The sequence below is a fragment of the Micromonospora sp. CNZ286 genome (assembly GCF_014207755.1).
In genome coordinates, this window is the sequence record NZ_JACHIZ010000001.1 from 4,680,349 (window position 1) to 4,698,361 (window position 18,013).

The 18,013-nt window shown below is 73.3% G+C and carries 14 protein-coding genes and 1 riboswitch; of the genes, 5 read left to right on the plus strand and 9 right to left on the minus strand.

The features are described from left to right. Positions 1-34 precede the first annotated feature (34 nt). The 5 genes from FHX31_RS20375 to FHX31_RS20395 all read right to left on the minus strand — a co-directional run bounded on the left by FHX31_RS20375 (position 35) and on the right by FHX31_RS20395 (position 5,209). Positions 35-781, minus strand: coding sequence for an alpha/beta fold hydrolase (locus FHX31_RS20375; RefSeq protein WP_184977012.1), 747 nt, complete (start codon positions 779-781; stop codon positions 35-37). A gap of 384 nt (positions 782-1,165) precedes the next feature. Next, a complete protein-coding gene (locus FHX31_RS20380; protein WP_123109595.1) occupies positions 1,166-2,008 on the minus strand; it encodes a C39 family peptidase in 843 nt (280 codons plus the stop codon). Between the two features lie 204 nt (positions 2,009-2,212). Further along, positions 2,213-2,355: riboswitch (cyclic di-AMP (ydaO/yuaA leader) on the minus strand. A gap of 308 nt (positions 2,356-2,663) precedes the next feature. Further along, positions 2,664-3,428: a hypothetical protein gene (locus FHX31_RS20385; protein ID WP_184977014.1), complete on the minus strand. Its 765-nt coding sequence runs from the start codon at positions 3,426-3,428 to the stop codon at positions 2,664-2,666. A 135-nt stretch (positions 3,429-3,563) separates the two neighbouring features. After that, positions 3,564-3,908, minus strand: coding sequence for a hypothetical protein (locus FHX31_RS20390; RefSeq protein WP_013285254.1), 345 nt, complete (start codon positions 3,906-3,908; stop codon positions 3,564-3,566). A gap of 80 nt (positions 3,909-3,988) precedes the next feature. After that, positions 3,989-5,209, minus strand: a complete 1,221-nt coding sequence (locus FHX31_RS20395; protein ID WP_184977015.1) for an acyltransferase family protein — start codon at positions 5,207-5,209, stop codon at positions 3,989-3,991. Positions 5,210-5,364: 155 nt separating this feature from the next. On the opposite strand from FHX31_RS20395, the gene FHX31_RS20400 reads away from it, so the two are divergent. The 3 genes from FHX31_RS20400 to FHX31_RS20410 all read left to right on the plus strand — a co-directional run bounded on the left by FHX31_RS20400 (position 5,365) and on the right by FHX31_RS20410 (position 8,798). Beyond that, positions 5,365-6,690, plus strand: a complete 1,326-nt coding sequence (locus tag FHX31_RS20400) for a polysaccharide pyruvyl transferase family protein (protein WP_184977016.1) — start codon at positions 5,365-5,367, stop codon at positions 6,688-6,690. Between the two features lie 40 nt (positions 6,691-6,730). Next, the gene (locus tag FHX31_RS20405; RefSeq protein WP_013285251.1) at positions 6,731-7,366 is read left to right on the plus strand and encodes an alpha-ketoglutarate-dependent dioxygenase AlkB; all 636 of its coding nucleotides are present in this window, start codon (positions 6,731-6,733) and stop codon (positions 7,364-7,366) included. A gap of 94 nt (positions 7,367-7,460) precedes the next feature. Continuing rightward, positions 7,461-8,798 carry a uracil-xanthine permease family protein gene (locus tag FHX31_RS20410; protein ID WP_123109591.1) on the plus strand — a complete coding sequence of 446 codons (1,338 nt, stop codon included), beginning with the start codon at positions 7,461-7,463 and terminating at the stop codon, positions 8,796-8,798. A gap of 505 nt (positions 8,799-9,303) precedes the next feature. On the opposite strand, the gene FHX31_RS20415 is transcribed toward FHX31_RS20410, so the two are convergent. Both FHX31_RS20415 and FHX31_RS20420 read right to left on the minus strand, forming a co-directional pair. Beyond that, on the minus strand, positions 9,304-11,793 hold the full coding sequence (locus FHX31_RS20415) for a DNA gyrase/topoisomerase IV subunit A (RefSeq protein WP_184977017.1): 2,490 nt from the start codon (positions 11,791-11,793) through the stop codon (positions 9,304-9,306). 32 nt (positions 11,794-11,825) lie between these two features. Next, on the minus strand, positions 11,826-13,883 hold the full coding sequence (locus FHX31_RS20420; protein ID WP_221488111.1) for a DNA topoisomerase IV subunit B: 2,058 nt from the start codon (positions 13,881-13,883) through the stop codon (positions 11,826-11,828). A 347-nt stretch (positions 13,884-14,230) separates the two neighbouring features. Between FHX31_RS20420 and FHX31_RS20425 the strand changes: the two genes are divergently transcribed. Continuing rightward, a complete protein-coding gene (locus tag FHX31_RS20425; protein WP_013474719.1) occupies positions 14,231-15,487 on the plus strand; it encodes an SGNH/GDSL hydrolase family protein in 1,257 nt (418 codons plus the stop codon). Between the two features lie 40 nt (positions 15,488-15,527). On the opposite strand, the gene FHX31_RS20430 is transcribed toward FHX31_RS20425, so the two are convergent. Then, positions 15,528-16,160, minus strand: coding sequence for a class I SAM-dependent methyltransferase (locus tag FHX31_RS20430; protein ID WP_013474718.1), 633 nt, complete (start codon positions 16,158-16,160; stop codon positions 15,528-15,530). Continuing rightward, on the minus strand, positions 16,160-16,597 hold the full coding sequence (locus tag FHX31_RS20435; RefSeq protein ID WP_013474717.1) for an RrF2 family transcriptional regulator: 438 nt from the start codon (positions 16,595-16,597) through the stop codon (positions 16,160-16,162). Before FHX31_RS20435 ends, FHX31_RS20430 begins: the two co-directional genes overlap by 1 nt. A gap of 155 nt (positions 16,598-16,752) precedes the next feature. Between FHX31_RS20435 and FHX31_RS20440 the strand changes: the two genes are divergently transcribed. Then, positions 16,753-17,964 (plus strand): globin domain-containing protein, encoded by a 1,212-nt coding sequence (locus tag FHX31_RS20440; RefSeq protein WP_047893805.1) that lies wholly within the window; start codon positions 16,753-16,755, stop codon positions 17,962-17,964. Positions 17,965-18,013 lie beyond the last annotated feature (49 nt).

Below are 18,013 nucleotides of genomic sequence, written 5' to 3' on the forward strand. Positions count from 1 at the left end.
CGAGCCGGCCCGTCGCGGGCCGGCTCGCCCCCGCTCAGAGGTACGGGTCGAGCAGGGCGAGCACCGCCGCCGGGTCCTCGACGTGCGCGTTGTGGCCCAGCCCGGGCAGCGTGGCCACCGGCACGCCCAGTTCCTTGAGCTGCGCGTCGGTCACCATCGGGTCCAGCTCGCCCCGGGCCAGCAGCACCGGCACATCGGTGGCGGCCAGCAGCACCGGCAGCCGGGGCTCCCCGACCGCGAACGCCGCCGGGTCCATGGCGAGCCGCCAGCGGCCGTCCTCCCGCCGCAGCCCCGCCTCCACCACCGGATGGTCCGGGGCGAACAGCCCGGCGAGCCCGGACACGCGCAGGTAGCGGCGGGCCGCCTCGTCACGGGTGGCGAACCAGGTGACCGGCCGGGCGGCCAGTTCCGCCGACTTCGCCAGCTCGGCCGGGGACCAGACCGCCTTGATGCCGAGCCCCACCACCGCGTCGACCGGAAGCCCTCGCTGCCGGGCCGCGAGCGCCAGCGCCACCACCCCGCCGAGCGAGTGCCCGAGCAGCACCAGCCGGTCCTCGGGGCCGAGCCGGACCGGGCCGAGCCCGTCGACCACGCGCTGGGCCAGGGCCTCGAACGAGTAGCCGTCGAGCGGCGGCGACCAGCCGTGACCCGCCAGGTCGGGGGCGAGCCAGCGGCCGGGCCAGCGGCGTTCCAGCAGCGGCGCCCAGGGCAGCCACACCTCGCCTGTGGCACCCATGCCGTGCAGGAGAATCAGGTGCCGCTTCCCCGTCGCATCGCCCATTGGCGCAGTCTGCCACCGCCCGCCCCGGACACGCGAGACCGAACCCGCCGACCCGCCCCACCCTCGCCCCGGCTCGCCCACACCCCGCCCCCGGTCCGCCCTCGCCCCCGCGCGCGGCCCTCGCCCCGCGCCGTCCTCGCCCCTGGCGCCCCCTCGCCCCGGCTCCGGCCGCCCACACTCCCCCCACCGTCGATCTTGGAGTTGTGGCACCTTCCATAGCGGGCGAGCCAGACAAACTGGGCGCCACAAGTCCAAGATCGGCGCGCCAAGGCGGCGTGAGGGCCGCGCCAGGGCCGGGCGGGGCGGGGACGGGGGCGAGGGAGGGCGGGACAGGGAAGGCCGGCACCCCGGGGTGGGGTGCCGGCCTTCGGGTGTGCGGGACGGTCAGGCGGAGTAGCCGCGGCTGGCGATCCAGTGCGCCAGGTCGATCGTGGTGATCCAGTACGAGGGCAGCGACGGGTCGGCCGAGTCGGCGATCCGTACGGTCCGGCCGTCGTCCTTGTAGCCGACCACCGCGACGTAGTGGCCACCAGGGAACGAGTGCCAGCCGCCGTTGGTGTCGGTGGCCGTACCGGCGACGTTCGCGACGACCCCGCGGCCGTTGCTGATCGCCTCGACCACGTCGGCCTGGAGGCGGTCCATCTGGGCCGGGGTGGCCGAGCCGGGAATCATGCGGGTCCGGTACGGGTTGCCCTTGACCTGCTGGTTGAGCACACGGGTGGTGTCCTCGGCCGAGTTGGTGCCCATCTCGGTGGTGCCGAGGGGGCCGGCGAGCGCGTCCTGGCTGCGCTCGATGCCGGCGGCGCTGAGCGCGTTGCGCACGGCGGCCGGGCCGCAGTAGAAGTAGTTGATCTGCGCCTGGTAGTCGTAGTCGAGCGACTTGCTCGACGGCGGCTTCGGCTTGGCCTTGGGCGTGGTGTCCGGGTCGGCAGCGGCCTTCGCGGACGGGGAGGCGCTCGGCGACGCGCTGGGCGTGGCGGAGGCGCTGGGCGATGCCTGCGGTACGGCGATGCGGGCCTCGCTGCGGCTGGCGGGCTGCTCGCCGAGGCGGGCGGCGCCGAGGTCGGCGACCGCGGCGGTGTTCTCCTGGACCGGGGCGTCGTCACCGGCGGTGGCGACGGTGCCGGCGCCGGCGGCCAGCACGAGCGCGGCGGCCGATCCGGCGATGATCTGGTACGGGCGTTCGGTGACGATCCGTCGCAGCTGACGCTTCAGGTGGTGCTTCACGAAATCCTCCACGGGGCGTGAGCGGCACACGCCGGCCCGGCACGCGGAGGAACTCACACGTGCTGGCGGGGCCGGATGGCCGGGGGATCGGGAACGCCCGTGATGCCGGGCGCCCAGAGGGCGGTTGCCGGTCGCGCGTCAGGCGCGCGCGGGCACCGCTTCGCCGTGGAGGCGGGGGGACGATCGAGGGGTGGGCACGCGGGGTACTCCTTCCGTGGCCGCCGACCGGGTTAGCTGACGGATTCGGGCGGGAAGTACGCCCTACCGCGGGCCGTGGGCTCGCGGATTCACCCCGATGGTGCTCATGGGTCCCCGGTTCGTGGAACACGATTAGGCGGGTCGGTGCGGCGTCGCCGTCGGCGATCGATTACCGCATCGGACGCGCCGACACTACCGGTGGGTATGCCCCCTGCCAAGCGCTCCCACCTGCGTAAACGTGATCCGTGGTAACGGATTTCGGAACACCCGGTTACTGACTTCACTCAATGGGACAAGCAGTTTCGACGGCGCCCGGTGGCGGAAAGCGGACAGACGGCGACCACCCGGCCGGCAATCGCGATACTCGATGACCCGTTCTGCGCCCGGCGCCCGTTTCGGTGAACCGGGTGACCGGGCTCACCACGTTCCGGGTAACGATTCGGTCGAGACGGCCGTCTCAGCCGACCCGGGCCGGGCGCCAGCGGGCGTTACGGACCGTCGCGGGCACCGGCTGGGCGCTCGCCATCGCGCTCCGGTACGCCGGGGCGGGCCGCAGCGCCACGGTGGCCGCGTACGCCTCGGCGGCGAGTGTCCGGGCGGCCTCGGCGGCCAGTTCCGCGTCCCGCCAGGCCGCCCGCTCCCGCGCGGCGGCGCTCTCCCATCCGGCCCGGCGCCCGTCCCTGACGGTGCGGGCCAGCACGATCTCCTGCTCGGCCGGGTGCCGGCGCGGATCCCACCCGTTGCGGCGCGCCAGCACGTCGGCGAGCTGACGGGCGGTCAGGTCGCCCCGCCAGTGCGCCGTCATGGCGGCGTGGCGCAGCCAGCGCTCACGGGCCGCGTACTCCGCAGGGGTTCGTGGCGTGCGGGGCGCGGCCAGCGCGGCGGCGCCGGCGAGGCGGCGGGCGGCGGCGTCCGCCTCGTCGTACGCGGTCCAGGCCCGGTCCGCCTCGTCCTGCGCGGCCAGCCACTGCTCCCGGCGGCGACGGGCCGTCTGGGCAGCCCCGGCGGCGGCAACCGCCACCTCCTCGGCGTACCGGATCAGGTCGTCGCGGCGGGCGGCGTCGGCGTCGGGCGGCTCGGGTGCGGTCTCCGGCGCGGGGTTGCGTTCGGGCCGGGCGACGAGCGCGGCGAGCAGGCCCAAGGCGAGCAGCAGGAGGAAGGACCAGATGGCGGCGGCCTCGGGCACGGAGGTGAGGAAGTGGTACAGAGCGGTCTGCGACATGGTCGGCACCTCACGGGAAGGACCTGGCGGGAGGACCCGCACGACCTCGCCGGGGCGGGCCGGTGAAGAGCCGCCGGGGCGGGTGCGGGGATGACGTGCGGTGGGTGCGGAGAACGGGCGCGGCCCGTGAGCGGGTCAGCGGGCGGGCGGTGCCCGCGGGCCGGCCGGTGCGACGGCCCGTCCGGCCGGGACCGGCTCCACGACGGCCGGGGCGGCCGCCCGGGGCGCGGGCGCCGGAACCCCGGCGGGAGCGGCCTGCCGCTCGGCCACGCGGTCGGCCTCCGGCCGCGTCGCGGTCGAGGCGCCGGTGACCGTGTACGTCGAGGCGGCGACCGCCGGAGCCGGGGCGGCAGCGGCGACACCGGCCGGCAGCGTGGCGGCGCCGAACGAACAGGCGACGACCACGGCGAGACTGGCGAGCATCCGGGCGGTCCAGCGCGCCACCCACCACACGGGGCAGGTGAGCGCGATCGGAAGCACGGGTACAAATTACCGCCGATCCCCCACGAACGCACCGCCGCACGGCGTGTCGCGGATCGACCGGCGGACGTGTGCGCGTGTCAGTCCGGGCGACGCCGCCCGGCGTACTCGATGTCCTCGGCCGGACCGGTGACGGGCCTCACGCCGCCGTCGGCGGCGGCCGGGCTGGTGGCGGCCTCGGCGGGCTCGCGCGGAGCCGGCACGGCCGGTGCGCGCGACGCCGCGCGGGCCCGGCGGGACGGGCCGAGCAGGCGCATCATCGGTGTCTCCACCCAACGGTGCAGCGCGGCGGCCAGCGCGAGCGTGACCACCAGGAAGCCGAGCACCGCGACCGGGCCGCGCCAGCCGGGCAGCCCGGTCCCCCAGTGCCCGGTCAGCCGCAGCACTGTGACCATGACGAGCACGTGCACCAGGTAGAAGGCGAACGAGACCTCACCGAGCCAGACCATCGCCCGGGACCGCCAGGGGGTGGGGCGGCCGCGCACGTCGGCGTCCGCCGCGGCGGCGATGACCAGGAGGTACGCGACAGCGAGCAGCGCCGCCCAGAACTCGGCCGGGATCCACAGCGCGGCGACCACCCAGGTGGCGACGAAGATCCCGGTGGCGGCGGCGAGGTTCGGTCCGCGCCAGCGGTGCCGGCGCATCAGCTCGGCAGCGGCCACGCCCATCCAGAACTCCAGCGACCGGGTCACCGGGAAGATCTGGGTGAACCACCACCGCTGCTCCTCCGGCACGAGCTGCTGGCCGGGCCACAGCGCCAGGATGAGCAGTGGTGCCGCGACCAGCACGGTCCGCAGCACGCCGGTACGGGCCCGGCGCAGCCACGGCACCACGAGCGGCAGGCACAGGTAGAAGGCCAGCTCGCAGGAGAGCGACCAGCTCACGTTGTTGACGCTGTAGAAGTAGCCGCCCAGCGGGATCCACGCCTGGACCAGGAAGAAGTTGGCGATCGCGGCCCACGGCACGACCGGGTCGGCGAACCAGGCCGCTACGGCCAGCGCCGCGACGAACGTCACCACGTGGTTCGGGTAGATCTTGGCGAACCGGCGGCGCAGGAACGTCCACGCGCGCTCCCCGTCCCGGTACGACCAGACCAGCACGAACCCGCTGAGGATGAAGAAGAACTCGACGCCGGACAGGCCCAGGCTGAACGCCTTGTCGACCAGGGGCTTCAGGTGCGGCTCGGCGATGATCCCCATGGTCCCGGCGTGGAAGCCGAAGACCAGCAGCGCGGCCATCCACCGCAATCCGGTCAGCGACGGCAGTCGCGGGGCACGGGTGACGGTCGGCGCGCTGGTCATTCCGGGCACCCTACCCCGGGGAACCGGGACGTTCCCGGCGAGCCGACGTCCGCTCGGCTCCGCTCGGGCGGCGGATAGGATTTCCGTTCTGCACGCGCGGGCACCCACCCGGCTCCCGCCCGCACGCCGTGCCGTACGGAAGGTGAGCGAACCGGATGCACCAGCGGATCCTGCTCCGCGCCCGCAAGGGCCCGTTCGACGTCCTCACGCCCGAGGAGACGTTCGCCGGCAACTGGATCGGGGACAACAGCGGCAACCTGGTCTTCAGCCACGCCGCGCACAAGCTGCTCGCCACCTCCACGGCCGAGATCACACCGACACGCACCCCGGCCGACCCGCGTCTCGCCGACGAGATCAACGAGCGGCACGACGTGTTCGTCGTACCGCTGGCGAACGCGTTCCGGCGCAGCTTCGTGCACCGCCTGACGCCGCTGACCCGGCTGATCGAACGGCTGAAGATCCCGGTGGTGGTGCTCGGCGTCGGCGTGCAGACGAACGTCGACGGCGACCGCGAGTACCTGCGGCCGATCGACGAGCCGGTCCGCGCGTTCTGCAAGGCCGTGCTGGACCGGTCGCACAGCATCGGCGTACGCGGCGAGGTGACCGAGAGCTACCTCAACGCGCTGGGCTTCTCCGACGTGGAGCAGATCGGCTGCCCGTCGATGTTCCTGCACGGCGACACGTTCCAGCTGGAGAAGAGCCGCCCGGAGCTGACCGCCGACTCGAAGGTCGCACTGACCATCTCCCCGTACGTCCGCTCGATGGCCGCGGTGGTCCGCCACCACCAGGAGCGCTACCCGAACCTCTGCTACGTGCCGCAGGACCTGCGCACGCTCGGCACCCTGCTCTACGGCGACGCGCCCGAGCACCGGGGCCAGAGCAGCGACATCCCGCTGCACACCTCGCACCCGCTGTTCGCCGAGGACAAGGTGCGCATGTTCGTCGACCCGTGGACCTGGATGTCGCACCTGTCCGGGTACGACTTCGCGTTCGGCACCCGCATCCACGGCACCATCACCGCGCTCGTGGCGGGCACGCCCGGCTACCTGTTCGCGCACGACTCGCGCACCCTGGAACTGGCCCGCTACTTCGGCATCCCGCACCGGATCATGCGGGACGTGCCGGCCGACGTCGACGCCGCCGACCTCTACGCGGAGGCCGACTACACAGCGCTCAACGACGGCCACAAGGCCCGCTTCGAGACCATCACCGCGTTCCTGCGCAAGCACGACCTCGGCACCTCGTTCGCCGACGGCGACAGCGCCGCGCGCTTCGACAGGCAGGTCGGCGAGACGGTGTTCCCGCCGGCCGTCCGGCCCGCCGCCGCCACCACGCCGGCCGAACTGCTGACCCGCATCGAACGGCTGCGCGACGAGAACGCCACGCTCACCGCCACCATCGACGCGCTGCGCTCGCAGCAGCTCCGGGAGCGGATCAAGCAGGCCGTCCCGGGCAAGGTCCGCCGGATGCTGCGGCGCTGATCGTCGTACGCCTGTTCGAGAGCGGGGTACGATCGGCTGCGTGTCCGACGCGTACCAGCCCTCGATGCTCGACCTGGCCGAGCAGGGCCCGACCCTGGGCCCGCTCGCCGGGGCGCTGCGCCGGCACGAACTGAGCCGGGGCGCCTGGGTCGATCACCTGCCCGGCTGGGTGCGCGGCTCCGACGAGGTGCTCGACACGCTGCGCCACGACGTGCCGTGGCGGGCCGAACGCCGGACCATGTACGACACCGAGGTCGACGTGCCCCGGCTGCTCTGCTGGTACGCCGCCGGCCGGCCGCTGCCGCACCCGGTGCTCACCGCGGCCCGGGACGCGCTCACCCGGCACTACGCGCCCGAACTGGGCGAGCCGTTCGTCACCGCCGGCATGTGCCTCTACCGCGACGGGCGCGACAGCGTGGCCTGGCACGGCGACACCCTGGGCCGCTCCGCGCACACCGACACCATGGTGGCGATCGTCTCGTTCGGCTCCCCGCGCGCGCTGCTGCTGCGCCCGCGCGGCGGAGGCGGCGGCAGCCTGCGGTTCCCGCTCGGCCACGGCGACCTCGTGGTCATGGGCGGCTCCTGCCAGCGCACCTGGGAACACGCGGTGCCGAAGACCACCCGGCCGGTCGGCCCCCGGGTCAGCGTCCAGTTCCGTCCCACAGGCGTCGCCTGAGCCGGGGCGGGACCACGTCCCGCCAGGGCACGTGCTAGAAACAACTCCCAGGGTCGATCACGCCCCCGTCACCCGATGACGCGAAGGGCGACCGATGACCCAGTCCCCCACCTCCCGCTGGTCCCCGTGGACCCTGCACGGCGACGGCCGCCAGGTACGCCCCGGCGACGTGGTCGCACCCGACGAACGGCTCTCCTGGCCGCGCACCATCGGCGTGGGCGTGCAGCACGTGGTCGCCATGTTCGGCGCCACCTTCACCGTCCCGCTGATCACCGGCTTCCCGCCCGCCACCACGCTGCTGTTCTCCGGGCTCGGCACGCTGCTGTTCCTGCTGATCACCGGCAACCGGCTGCCCTCGTATCTCGGCTCGTCGTTCGCGTTCATCGCGCCGGTCCTGGCGGCGAAGACCGACGGCGGCATCGGCGCGGCCCTCGGCGGCATCGTGGTCGCGGGCGTGGCGCTGGCGATCGTCGGCGTGGTGGTGCAGGTGGCCGGCTCCCGCTGGATCGACGCGCTGATGCCGCCTGTGGTCACCGGCGCGATCGTCATGCTGATCGGCCTCAACCTCGCGCCGGTCGCGTGGGACGGCGACGGCTCCGGCACCGGCGTGAAGGCGCAGCCGCTGATCGCCGTGGTCACGCTCGTCGCGATCCTGCTCACCACTGTGCTGTTCCGCGGCTTCGTGGCGCGGCTGTCGATCCTCGTCGGCGTGGTGGTCGGCTGGGTGCTCGCCGCGCTCACCGGCAACCTCGACCAGCAGGCCGTCAGCAGCCTGCGCCAGGCGGCCTGGGTCGGTCTCCCCGAGTTCCACACGCCGAGCTTCGACGCGCGTGCCGTCGTGCTGGTCATCCCGGTGATCCTGGTGCTGATCGCGGAGAACGCCGGGCACGTCAAGGCGGTAGCCGCGATGACCGGCCGCAACCTGGACCGCGACATGGGCCGGGCGCTGCTCGGCGACGGTGTCGCCACTGTGCTGGCCGGGTCCGGCGGCGGTTCCGGCACCACCACGTACGCGGAGAACATCGGCGTGATGGCGGCGACCCGTGTCTACTCCACCGCTGCGTACTGGATCGCCGGCGCCACGGCGATCCTGCTCGGGCTCTGCCCGAAGTTCGGCGCGCTGATCCTCACCGTCCCGGCCGGGGTGCTGGGTGGCGCCACCACCGCCCTGTACGGCCTGATCGCCATCCTGGGCGCCCGGATCTGGATCGAGAGCCGGGTCGACTTCCACGACCCGATCAACCTGTTCACCGCCGCGGTGGCGGTGATCATCGGCGCCGCCAACTACACGCTGACGGCCGGCGACCTGTCGTTCAACGGCATCGCGCTGGGCACTGCTGCCGCCCTGGTCATCTACCACGGCATGCGCCTGATCGCCCGCCTGCGCGGCACGACCCCCGAGTCCCGCCAGTCCCCCGAACCCGAACTCTGACCCGCCCCACCGCCGCCCCACCCTCGCCCCGTCGATCATGAAGTTAGCGGCACAGTTTGCCCGATTCACGCCCGCCAACTTCATGGTCAACAGGCGGTGGGGGGCGATCAGGTCACCCGGAGGGCCCGACCGCGTCGATCATGAGGTTAGCGGCACTCGGTGTCCGTTTTGTCGCCGCTAACCTCATGATCGACCGTGCAGAGTGGGGGCGAGTGCCCAGACGCCCGGAACTCGCCAGCCGCCCAGGGCGCCCAGTGCGGCAGGAGCGCCCGCTGCGGTGATCAAGGAGTTTGTGGTCGGCGCGGGGCGTGAAAAGGCCGCTAACTCCTTGATCAACCGGGTTGGGTGGGGCCGGGAGGGGCGCAGCGGGGAGGACGGGTCGGGTGGCCGGAGAGCTGGGGCGGCCAGGGCCACGCCGCCGGGCCGGGTGCGGGCGGAGGCAGGGGACGAGCGGCGGCGACTGAGCGGTTGGGGCGGGTGGGCCGGGCCGCCCGCCCCAACCCCGTCAGTCGCGGTCGATGTGGTGGCCCACCACGGTCGGGCCGAGCATCACGGCGAAACCGGAGCCGTCTCGGCGCGGGTCCGCAGGCGGCAGGTCCACCGGGTCGCCGGTGGCCGTCGCGCCCACCGGCCGCGGGCCGATCCAGGCCACCGACAGCTCCAGCTCGCCCTTGAGGAACCGCTGCGCGCGTACGCCGCCGGTCGCCCTTCCCTTCGCCGGGTACGCCTTGAACGGCGTCACCTTCACCGTGGCTCCGGTCGACGTGACCACCATCGGCTCACCGTGCTTCGAGTCGTCGGTGCGGATCGCGCCGAAGAAGACCGCCCGCGCGCCGGCCGGCAGGTTGATGCCGGCCATGCCGCCGCCCTTGAGCCCCTGCGGGCGTACGACGGATGCGGCGAAGCGCAGCAGCGACGCCTCGGACGAGACGAACGCCAGCGTCTCGGCGCCGTCGGTCAGCCAGGTCGCGCCGATGACCTCGTCGCCGTCACGCAGCGAGATCACCTCGAACTCGTCGGAGCGGACCGGCCAGTCCGGGGCGCACACCTTCACCACGCCCGCCCGGGTGCCGAGCGCCAGGCCGGGCGACCCCTGCGCGGACGGGCCCAGCGGCGCGAGCCCGACCACCGTCTCGCCCGGCTCCAGCGGCACCAGTTCCGCCGCCGACATGCCGCCGCGCAGCGACACCGTGCCGGACTGCTCCGGCAGCACCGGCAACGGCAACACGTCGATCTTGAACGCGCGGCCGGCGCTGGTCACCAGCAGCACCCGCCCGCGGGCGGTGGAGTGCACGATCGCGCGTACCGCGTCGTGCTTGACCCGGCCGCTGCGCCGGCGCGCCTCGGCGGCCTCCTCCGACTCGGCCGCGGTCCGCGCCACCAGCCCGGTGGCGGAGAGGATCACCTGGCACGGGTCGTCGGCGACCTCCAGCGGACCGGCGGGCACCGAGGCGGCCAGCACCTCCTTGAGGTCGCCGTCGACGAGCGTGGTGCGTCGCGGCGCGCCGAACTGCTTGACCACGGCGGCCAGTTCGTCGGAGACCACCTTCCGAAGCACCTTCTCGTCGTCCAGGATCTTCGACAGCTCGGCGATCTCGTCGCGCAGCTTCTCCTGCTCGGCCTCCAGTTCCAGCCGGTCGTACTTGGTCAGCCGGCGCAGCGGAGTGTCCAGGATGTAGGTCGCCTGGATCTCGGAGAGCTTGAACCGCTGCATCAGGCCGTCCTTGGCGGCCTGGGCGTCCTCGCTGGCACGGATCAGCTTGACCACCCGGTCGATGTCGAGCAGGGCGATCAGCAGGCCGTCGACCAGGTGCAGGCGCTCCTCCCGCTTGCGCTTGCGGTACGAGCTGCGCCGGGTCACCACCTCGTAGCGGTGGGCCAGGAACACGTCGAGCAGTTCCTTGAGCCCGAGCGTGCGCGGCTGGCCGTCGACGAGCACCAGGTTGTTCACGCCGAAGGACTGCTCCAGCGGGGTGAGCCGGTAGAGGTCGGCCAGCAGCGCCTGCGGGTTGACGCCGACCTTGCACTCCACCACCAGGCGGGTGCCGTTCTCCCGGTCGGTGAGGTCCTTGACGTCGGCGATCCCGGTCAGCCGCTTGGTCTTGTTCACCTCGTTGGTGATGGCCGCGATGACCTTCTCGGCGCCCACGCCGTACGGCAGTTCGGTCACGGTGATGGCCTGCCGGCCGCGGCTGCCCTCCAGCGGGCCGATCTCCACCCGGCCGCGCATGCGCACCACGCCGCGCCCGGTCTCGTACGCGCGGCGTACCTCGTCCAGGCCGAGCAGCAGCCCGCCGGTCGGCAGGTCGGGGCCGGGCACGAACTCCATGAGCTTGTCGAGTGTGGCGTCCGGGTGGTTGATCAGCCACCGGGCGGCCTGGACCACCTCGCCGAGGTTGTGCGGGATCATGTTCGTCGCCATGCCGACCGCGATGCCGGACGCGCCGTTGACCAGCAGGTTCGGGAACGCCGCCGGCAGCACCGTGGGCTGGGTCAGCGAGCCGTCGTAGTTCGGCTCGACGTCGACTGTGTCCTCACCCAGCTCGCCGGTGAGCAGCATCGCCTCCCGGGACATCCGGGCCTCGGTGTAGCGGGCCGCGGCCGGGCCGTCGTCCGGGCTGCCGAAGTTGCCGTGCCCGTCGATGAGCGGGACGTTGAGGGAGAAGTCCTGCGCCAGCCGCACCATCGCGTCGTAGATCGCGGTGTCGCCGTGCGGGTGGTATTTACCCATCACGTCGCCGACGATCCGGGCGCTCTTGACGTGGCCGCGGTCCGGCCGGTGGCCCTGCTCGTGCATCGACCAGAGGATGCGCCGGTGCACCGGCTTGAGCCCGTCGCGCGCGTCGGGCAGGGCGCGGGAGTGGATGACCGAGAACGCGTACTCCAGGTAGGAGTCCGAGACCTCGGTGACCAGCGGGTTGTCGAAGACGCGGGCGCCGGCCTGGTCGAAGGCGGCCAGGTCCGCCTTCGCGCGGTCGTCCTTGCGGCGTGCCATGGTGCGGTTTCCTTCCGAGACGAACCCGTTGGTCAGGCGTCGATGGCGTCGCGGTCGACCCGGTCGGCGGAGTCGATCAGCCAGTTGCGGCGGGGCTCGACCTTCTCCCCCATGAGCAGTTCGAGGATCCGCTCGGCGGCCTCGACGTCGTCGAGCGTGATCCGGCGGACCGCCCGGGTGGCCGGGTTCATGGTTGTCTCCCACAGCTCGTCGGCGTCCATCTCACCGAGGCCCTTGAAGCGCGGGATGGGCGTGACGATCTGCTTGCCGGCCTTCTCCAGCTTGCGGACCGTCGCCTCCATCTCGGCCTGGGTGTAGGTGTAGACGGTCTGCGGGTTGCGCCCCTTCGTGGTGATCTTGTGCAGGGGCGGCATCGCCGCGTAGAGCCGACCGGCCTCGATCAGCGGCCGCATGTAGCGGGCGAACAGCGTGATCAGCAGGGTACGGATGTGCGCGCCGTCGACGTCCGCGTCGGCCATGATGAGCACCCGGCCGTACCGCAGGGCGGACAGGTCGAACGTGCGGCCGGAGCCGGCGCCGAGCACCTGCACGATCGCGGCGCACTCGGCGTTGTCCAGCACCTGCTGGAGGTTGGCCTTCTGCACGTTGAGGATCTTGCCGCGGATCGGCAGCAGCGCCTGGTATTCGGAGGAGCGGGCCATGCGGCTCGTCCCGAGCGCGCTGTCGCCCTCCACGATGAACAGCTCGCTGCGCTCCACGCCGGTGGCGCGGCAGTCGACGAGCTTGGCCGGCATGGCCGCGCCCTCCAGCGCGGTCTTGCGGCGGGCGGCGTCCTTCTGCTGCTTCTGGGTGAGCCGGACGCGGGCCGCGTCGACGATCTTCTGAAGCACCGTACGGGCCTCGGCCTTGGTCCGGCGGTCCTCCAGCCAGCTCTTGAGGTGCGCCTCGACCAGACCCTGGAGCACCTTGGTGATGCCGGCGGTGGACAGCTCGTCCTTGGTCTGCGAGGTGAACTGCGGTTCGGGGATGCGCACGTGCACCACGGCGGTCATGCCCTCCAGGACGTCGTCCAGGGTGGGCGCGTCCTCCTTGGGCTTGAGCAGGCCGCGGGCGTTGCGGGCGGCGTCGGCGAGGGTACGGGCCAGCGCCCGCTCGAAGCCCTTGCGGTGGGTGCCGCCGTGGGCGTTGCGAATGGTGTTGGTGAAGCACTCGACGGTGCGCTCGTAGCCGGTGCCCCAGCGGAACGCCACCTCGACCTCGGCGCGGCGCTGCACGTTGGACTGCATGACGCCGTTGGCGTCGGCGGCGTTCTCCCGGTAGGTGCCCTCGCCGGTGACCAGCAGCGTGCCGGAGACCGGCCGGTCGCCGGCCGGGGCGAGGAACTCCACCATGTCGGTGAGGCCGTCGGGGAAGTGGAAGCTCTCCTCGACGCTCTGCTCGCCGGTCTCGTCGCGCAGCCGGTAGGCCACGCCGGGGACGAGGAACGCGGTGTTGCGCAGCTTGAGCCGGACCGCCTCGGTGTCGAGCGCGGCACCGGTCTCGAAGTAGCGCGGGTCGTGCCACCAGCGGATCGAGGTGCCGGTGCGCTGGCCGCGCTTCATCGCGCCGACGATCTGGAGGCCGGGGCCGGGGGTGAACGGCGCGTCCGGCCCGTCGCCGTCGAAGACGCCCGGCACGCCGTGGCGGAACGACATGGCGTGGACCTTGCCGCCGCGCCGGACGGTGACGTCGAAGCGCCGGGACAGCGCGTTGACCGCTGACGCGCCGACGCCGTGCAGGCCGCCGGAGGTCTTGTAGCCGGAGCCGCCGAACTTGCCGCCCGCGTGCAGGCGGGTCAGCACCAGCTCGACGCCGGAGATGCCGGACTTGGCGTGCACGTCGGTGGGGATGCCCCGGCCGTCGTCGTCGACCTGGACCGAGCCGTCGGCGTGCAGGATCACGTCGACCTTGGTGGCGTGACCGGCGACACCCTCGTCGGTCGAGTTGTCGAGGATCTCGTTGACGAGGTGACCCACGCCACGGCTGTCGGTCGAGCCGATGTACATGCCCGGGCGCTTGCGGACGGCGTCGAGGCCCTCCAGATGCGTCAGGTCGTCGGCCCCGTAGAGGGTCTCAGGCTGTGCGGTCAACTGGTCGTACTCCCAGGTCTCGGCGGTGTGGTGCCGTTCACCGTGTGATCCCCCCACGATGATCGCCGGGCGCGGCGCGCCGGAGCGAGCCTAGCCGGGTGCCCTGACAGGTCGGCGGCACCGGGGCGGTGCGTTGCGCGATCGGCCTGCCGGCCGGGTCCGCGCCGGGGCCGCGTACGGCGGCCGGCGGGACGGGCCGGGGCTCCAGGCGGCACAACGACCCGGGCACCGGATGTCTTCCCCGATGCGGGGCCACTGATGTCGAACCATTGACGTCCGTCACACGTGCGTGATCTGATCGCCCCCCTGAAGAATCTTTCACATTTCGATGTCTTGGGAGGTCGGGCATGTCCGTGTTCCGTCGTTCCGTGCTCGCGGCGGCGTTGGCGCTCGCCACGGTGGCGTTACCCGCCGCCGCGGCGCCCGCCCGGCCCGCAGCCGCCGCACTGCCCACCGCCGCGGTGGCGCTGGGAGACAGCTTCATCAGCGGTGAGGGCGCCGGGGCGTACGCGCCGGTCGTGGACGTCAACGGGGTGGCCCAGGGCTTCCCCGGCTGGTCCGCCGCCAACGCCAACGCCTACTTCTGCCACCGCTCCCCGAACGCCTCGCTGTTCCAGGCCGACCTGCCCGGCATCTCCGCGCGGTTCAACCTGGCCTGCTCGGGCGGCCAGCCGTACGACATCGCCAGCGCCTCGGCCACCCGGACCAAGGGGCGGCAGGTGGCCGCCCAGCTCGACCAGCTCCGGTCGGTGGCGCGGACCCACGACATCGACCTGGTGCTCGTCGGCCTCGGCTCGAACAACAGCTCGTTCACCTTCGGCAGCGTGGCGGAGAAGTGCGCCAACCGGTTCATCGCCGACGCGTGGACCGGCTGGTGGGAGTTCTGGGCATACCTGGGCGGGCCGGTGGAGCAGAAGCCGTGCACCGACGCCGACCTGGGCACGGCCGCGCAGTTCGCCGCCGCCACCGCGGAGACCACCACGGCGCTGCGGCAACTGCTCACCACGCTGGACCAGATCGACGCCGACGGGCAGCACCGGGTGGTGTTCCAGGACTACACCAACCCGCTGCCGTTCGAGCTGAACCAGACCTACTGGACCGAGGACAGCCGCGACGACACCCGGGACAAGTTCCGCGCGCTGGGCGCCGAGCGGTACGCGGCCGGCTGCCCGATCCACCGGGCCAGCCTGGCGCCCGGCCACCGCTTCTCGCAGGGGCTCGGCACGCTCGTCAGCTCGGTACGCGGCACGCTCGCCGGCGAGTTCCCGCAGGACGACCTGGTCTACCTGAACGTGCAGCGCGCGTTCGACGGCGCCCGGCTCTGCGAGTCGACCGGCAGCCCGGGCAATGCCCTGGCCACGCCGATCCGGCTGATGGACGGCCCGAGCGGCACGTTCGTCACCAGCCTCTCCGGATACGACAAGCTCGACATCCAGCGGATCGCCAACGCCTGCGGCACGTACTTCCAGACCTGCCAGGAGTCGTGGCACCCGAACGCCGCCGGACACAAGGTGCTCGGCCGGTGCCTGGCCGGGGCGGCGGCGACCGGCGTCCGTACCGTCTCCTGCGTCCGCGCCCCGGACGGCACGGTGAGCGTGAGCTGAGCGCGCCGGACCGGGCCGGAAGAACCGGCCCGGTCCGGCGTCAGGCCCGGATCGCGGTGCCGAGGACGTGCGGCGAGGCCGGGGCCGGCAGCCCGGTCGGCGGGAAGCGGAAGCGGTCCAGCGCGGTCACCTCGAACCCGGCGGCCCGGATCGCGGCCACCGTGTCCCGGGCGGTGTGGCAGCCGGCGCAGAACAGCGGCCAGAGCGTGGCGTCGGCCAGGCGCTGGGCCCGGCGCAGGCCGGGCGTCTGCGCCACCACGTGTTCGTAGAAGCGCAGTTCGCCGCCGGGCCGCAGCACCCGGCGTGCCTCGCCCAGCGCGACCGCCTGGTCCGGCACCGAGCAGAGCACGAGCGACAGCACCACCGCGTCGGCGGCGCCGTCGGCGACCGGCAGCGTCTCGGCGAGACCGGCGACGACCGTCACAGGTATCCGGGCTCCGGGTGCGGCGGCGCGGGCCAGGGCACGCAGGCGTGGCTCCGGCTCGACGGCGACCACGCCGGTCACCCCCGGTGGGTAGTGCGCGAGGTTGCGCCCGTTGCCCGCGCCGACCTCGACCACCCGGCCGCGCAGCCCGGCGACCAGGCGGGCGCGGTGCTCGGCCATCCCGGCCTGGTCCATCGCGACGCTGGCGCGGGCGAAGAGCCGGGAGAAGATCGGATGGGAGACGGCCATCAGCGGCCTGCCGGTGGCGCGCCGAGGCTGAGCAGGAGCGGGCCGGCGGATCCGTCGACCAGGTCGCCGAGGCGTACCCCGTCGAGCACGGCGAGGAAGGCGGCCTGCGCGCGGCGCAGCTCACCGCGCAGCCGGCACTCCGCGACCAGCGGGCAGACCGGTTGCGCGCAGTCGACCACCTCGCCGTCGCCCTCGAAGGCGCGGACCACCCGCCCGACGGTGATGTCCCCGGCGTGTTCGGCGAAGGCCACGCCGCCGGAGCGGCCCCGGATGGTCACCAGGACGCCGATGCGTTGCAGCCGCTGCACCACCTTGGCGACGTGGCTGCGGGGCAGTTCGAGCCGGGTGGCGAGTTCGTCGACTGTGGCCCGGACCGGGGACGCGGCGGTCAGCATGGCGATCCGCAACGCCATGTCGGTCGACCGGTTCAGCCTCACGCACCGACCCTAGCCACTCGGCGCCGTCCGGGACACCAGCAGATTCACGGTGACCCTTGCCACCCCGGCACCGGGACCTTCGGCCCTGAAAGAGGAATCGTTGATTCCTGTTTCGTGGAGATCGACCTGTTCGAGCCCCGGAAGGAGATTCGGTCGTGCTCTCGGAATCCTCAGCTGCGGTCGTGACCGCCACCCTGCCCGTCGTGCAGGCGCACGGCGAGGCCATCACCGGCCGCTTCTACCAGCGGATGTTCGACGCCCACCCGGACCTGCTGGACCTGTTCAACCGGGGCAACCAGGCCACCGGAGCGCAGAAGGCCGCGCTCGCCTCGGCGGTGGTCGCGTACGCGGCGCACCTGACCGGCGACACCGGCATGCCGTGGGGACCGGTCCTGGATCGGATCGCGCACAAGCACGCCTCGCTCGGCATCACCGCCACCCAGTACCCGATCGTCGGCCGGCACCTGCTCGCCGCGGTCGGCGAGGTGCTCGGCGACGCGGTCACGCCGGAGGTGGCCGCCGCCTGGGACGAGGTCTACTGGCTGCTGGCCTGCGAGTTGATCGCCCGCGAGGCGCGGCTGTACGCCGGCGCCGGCGTGCCCGAGGGCGGTCCGGTGTGGCAGGACTGGCGGGTGACCGGCCGGGCCCGGGAGAGCGCCGACGTCGTCTCGCTCACCCTCGCGCCGGCCGGCGGCGGCGCCGCGCCCGGCTTCACCCCCGGCCGGTACGTCTCGGTCGCCGTCGACCTGGACGGCGGCCGGGGACAGCAGATCCGCCAGTACAGCCTCTCCGGCCGCCCGGGCGCCGACACGTGGCGGATCACGGTGAAGCGCGTACGTGGCGAGGGCGGCGCGCCCGACGGCATGGTCTCCGGCCACCTGCACGACCGGGTCGCGGTCGGCGACACGCTACGGCTGAGCCCCGCGTTCGGCGAGGTCGACGCCACCGGCGGCGACGGGCCGCTGCTGCTGATCAGCGCCGGCATCGGCCTCACCCCGGCGATGGCGGCGCTGGCCCACCTGGCCGACCGGAACCCCGGACGCCAGGTGACGCTGGCGCACGCCGACCGGGACGCCGAGGCACACGCGCTGCGCGCGGAACTCCCCGTGCTCCAGCAGCGGCTGCCGAACCTGGCCGTCCACCTCTGGTATCTCGACGCCGCCGGGGCCGACCTGCCCGGCCTGAAGGCTGAGGTGTCCGCCGGGCTGATCGACCCGGACCGGCTCCCGCTGCCCGCCGGGGCGGCCGCGCACCTGTGCGGTCCGATCGCGTTCATGAACCTGGTCCGGGGCAACCTGCTGCGCCGGGGTGTGCCGGCCGAGCGGATCGCCTACGAGGTGTTCGGTCCCGGGATGCTGCCGGGCTGACGCCCCGCCGCGAGACAGGACCTCCGCGGACCCGATTCTCCGGCACGAG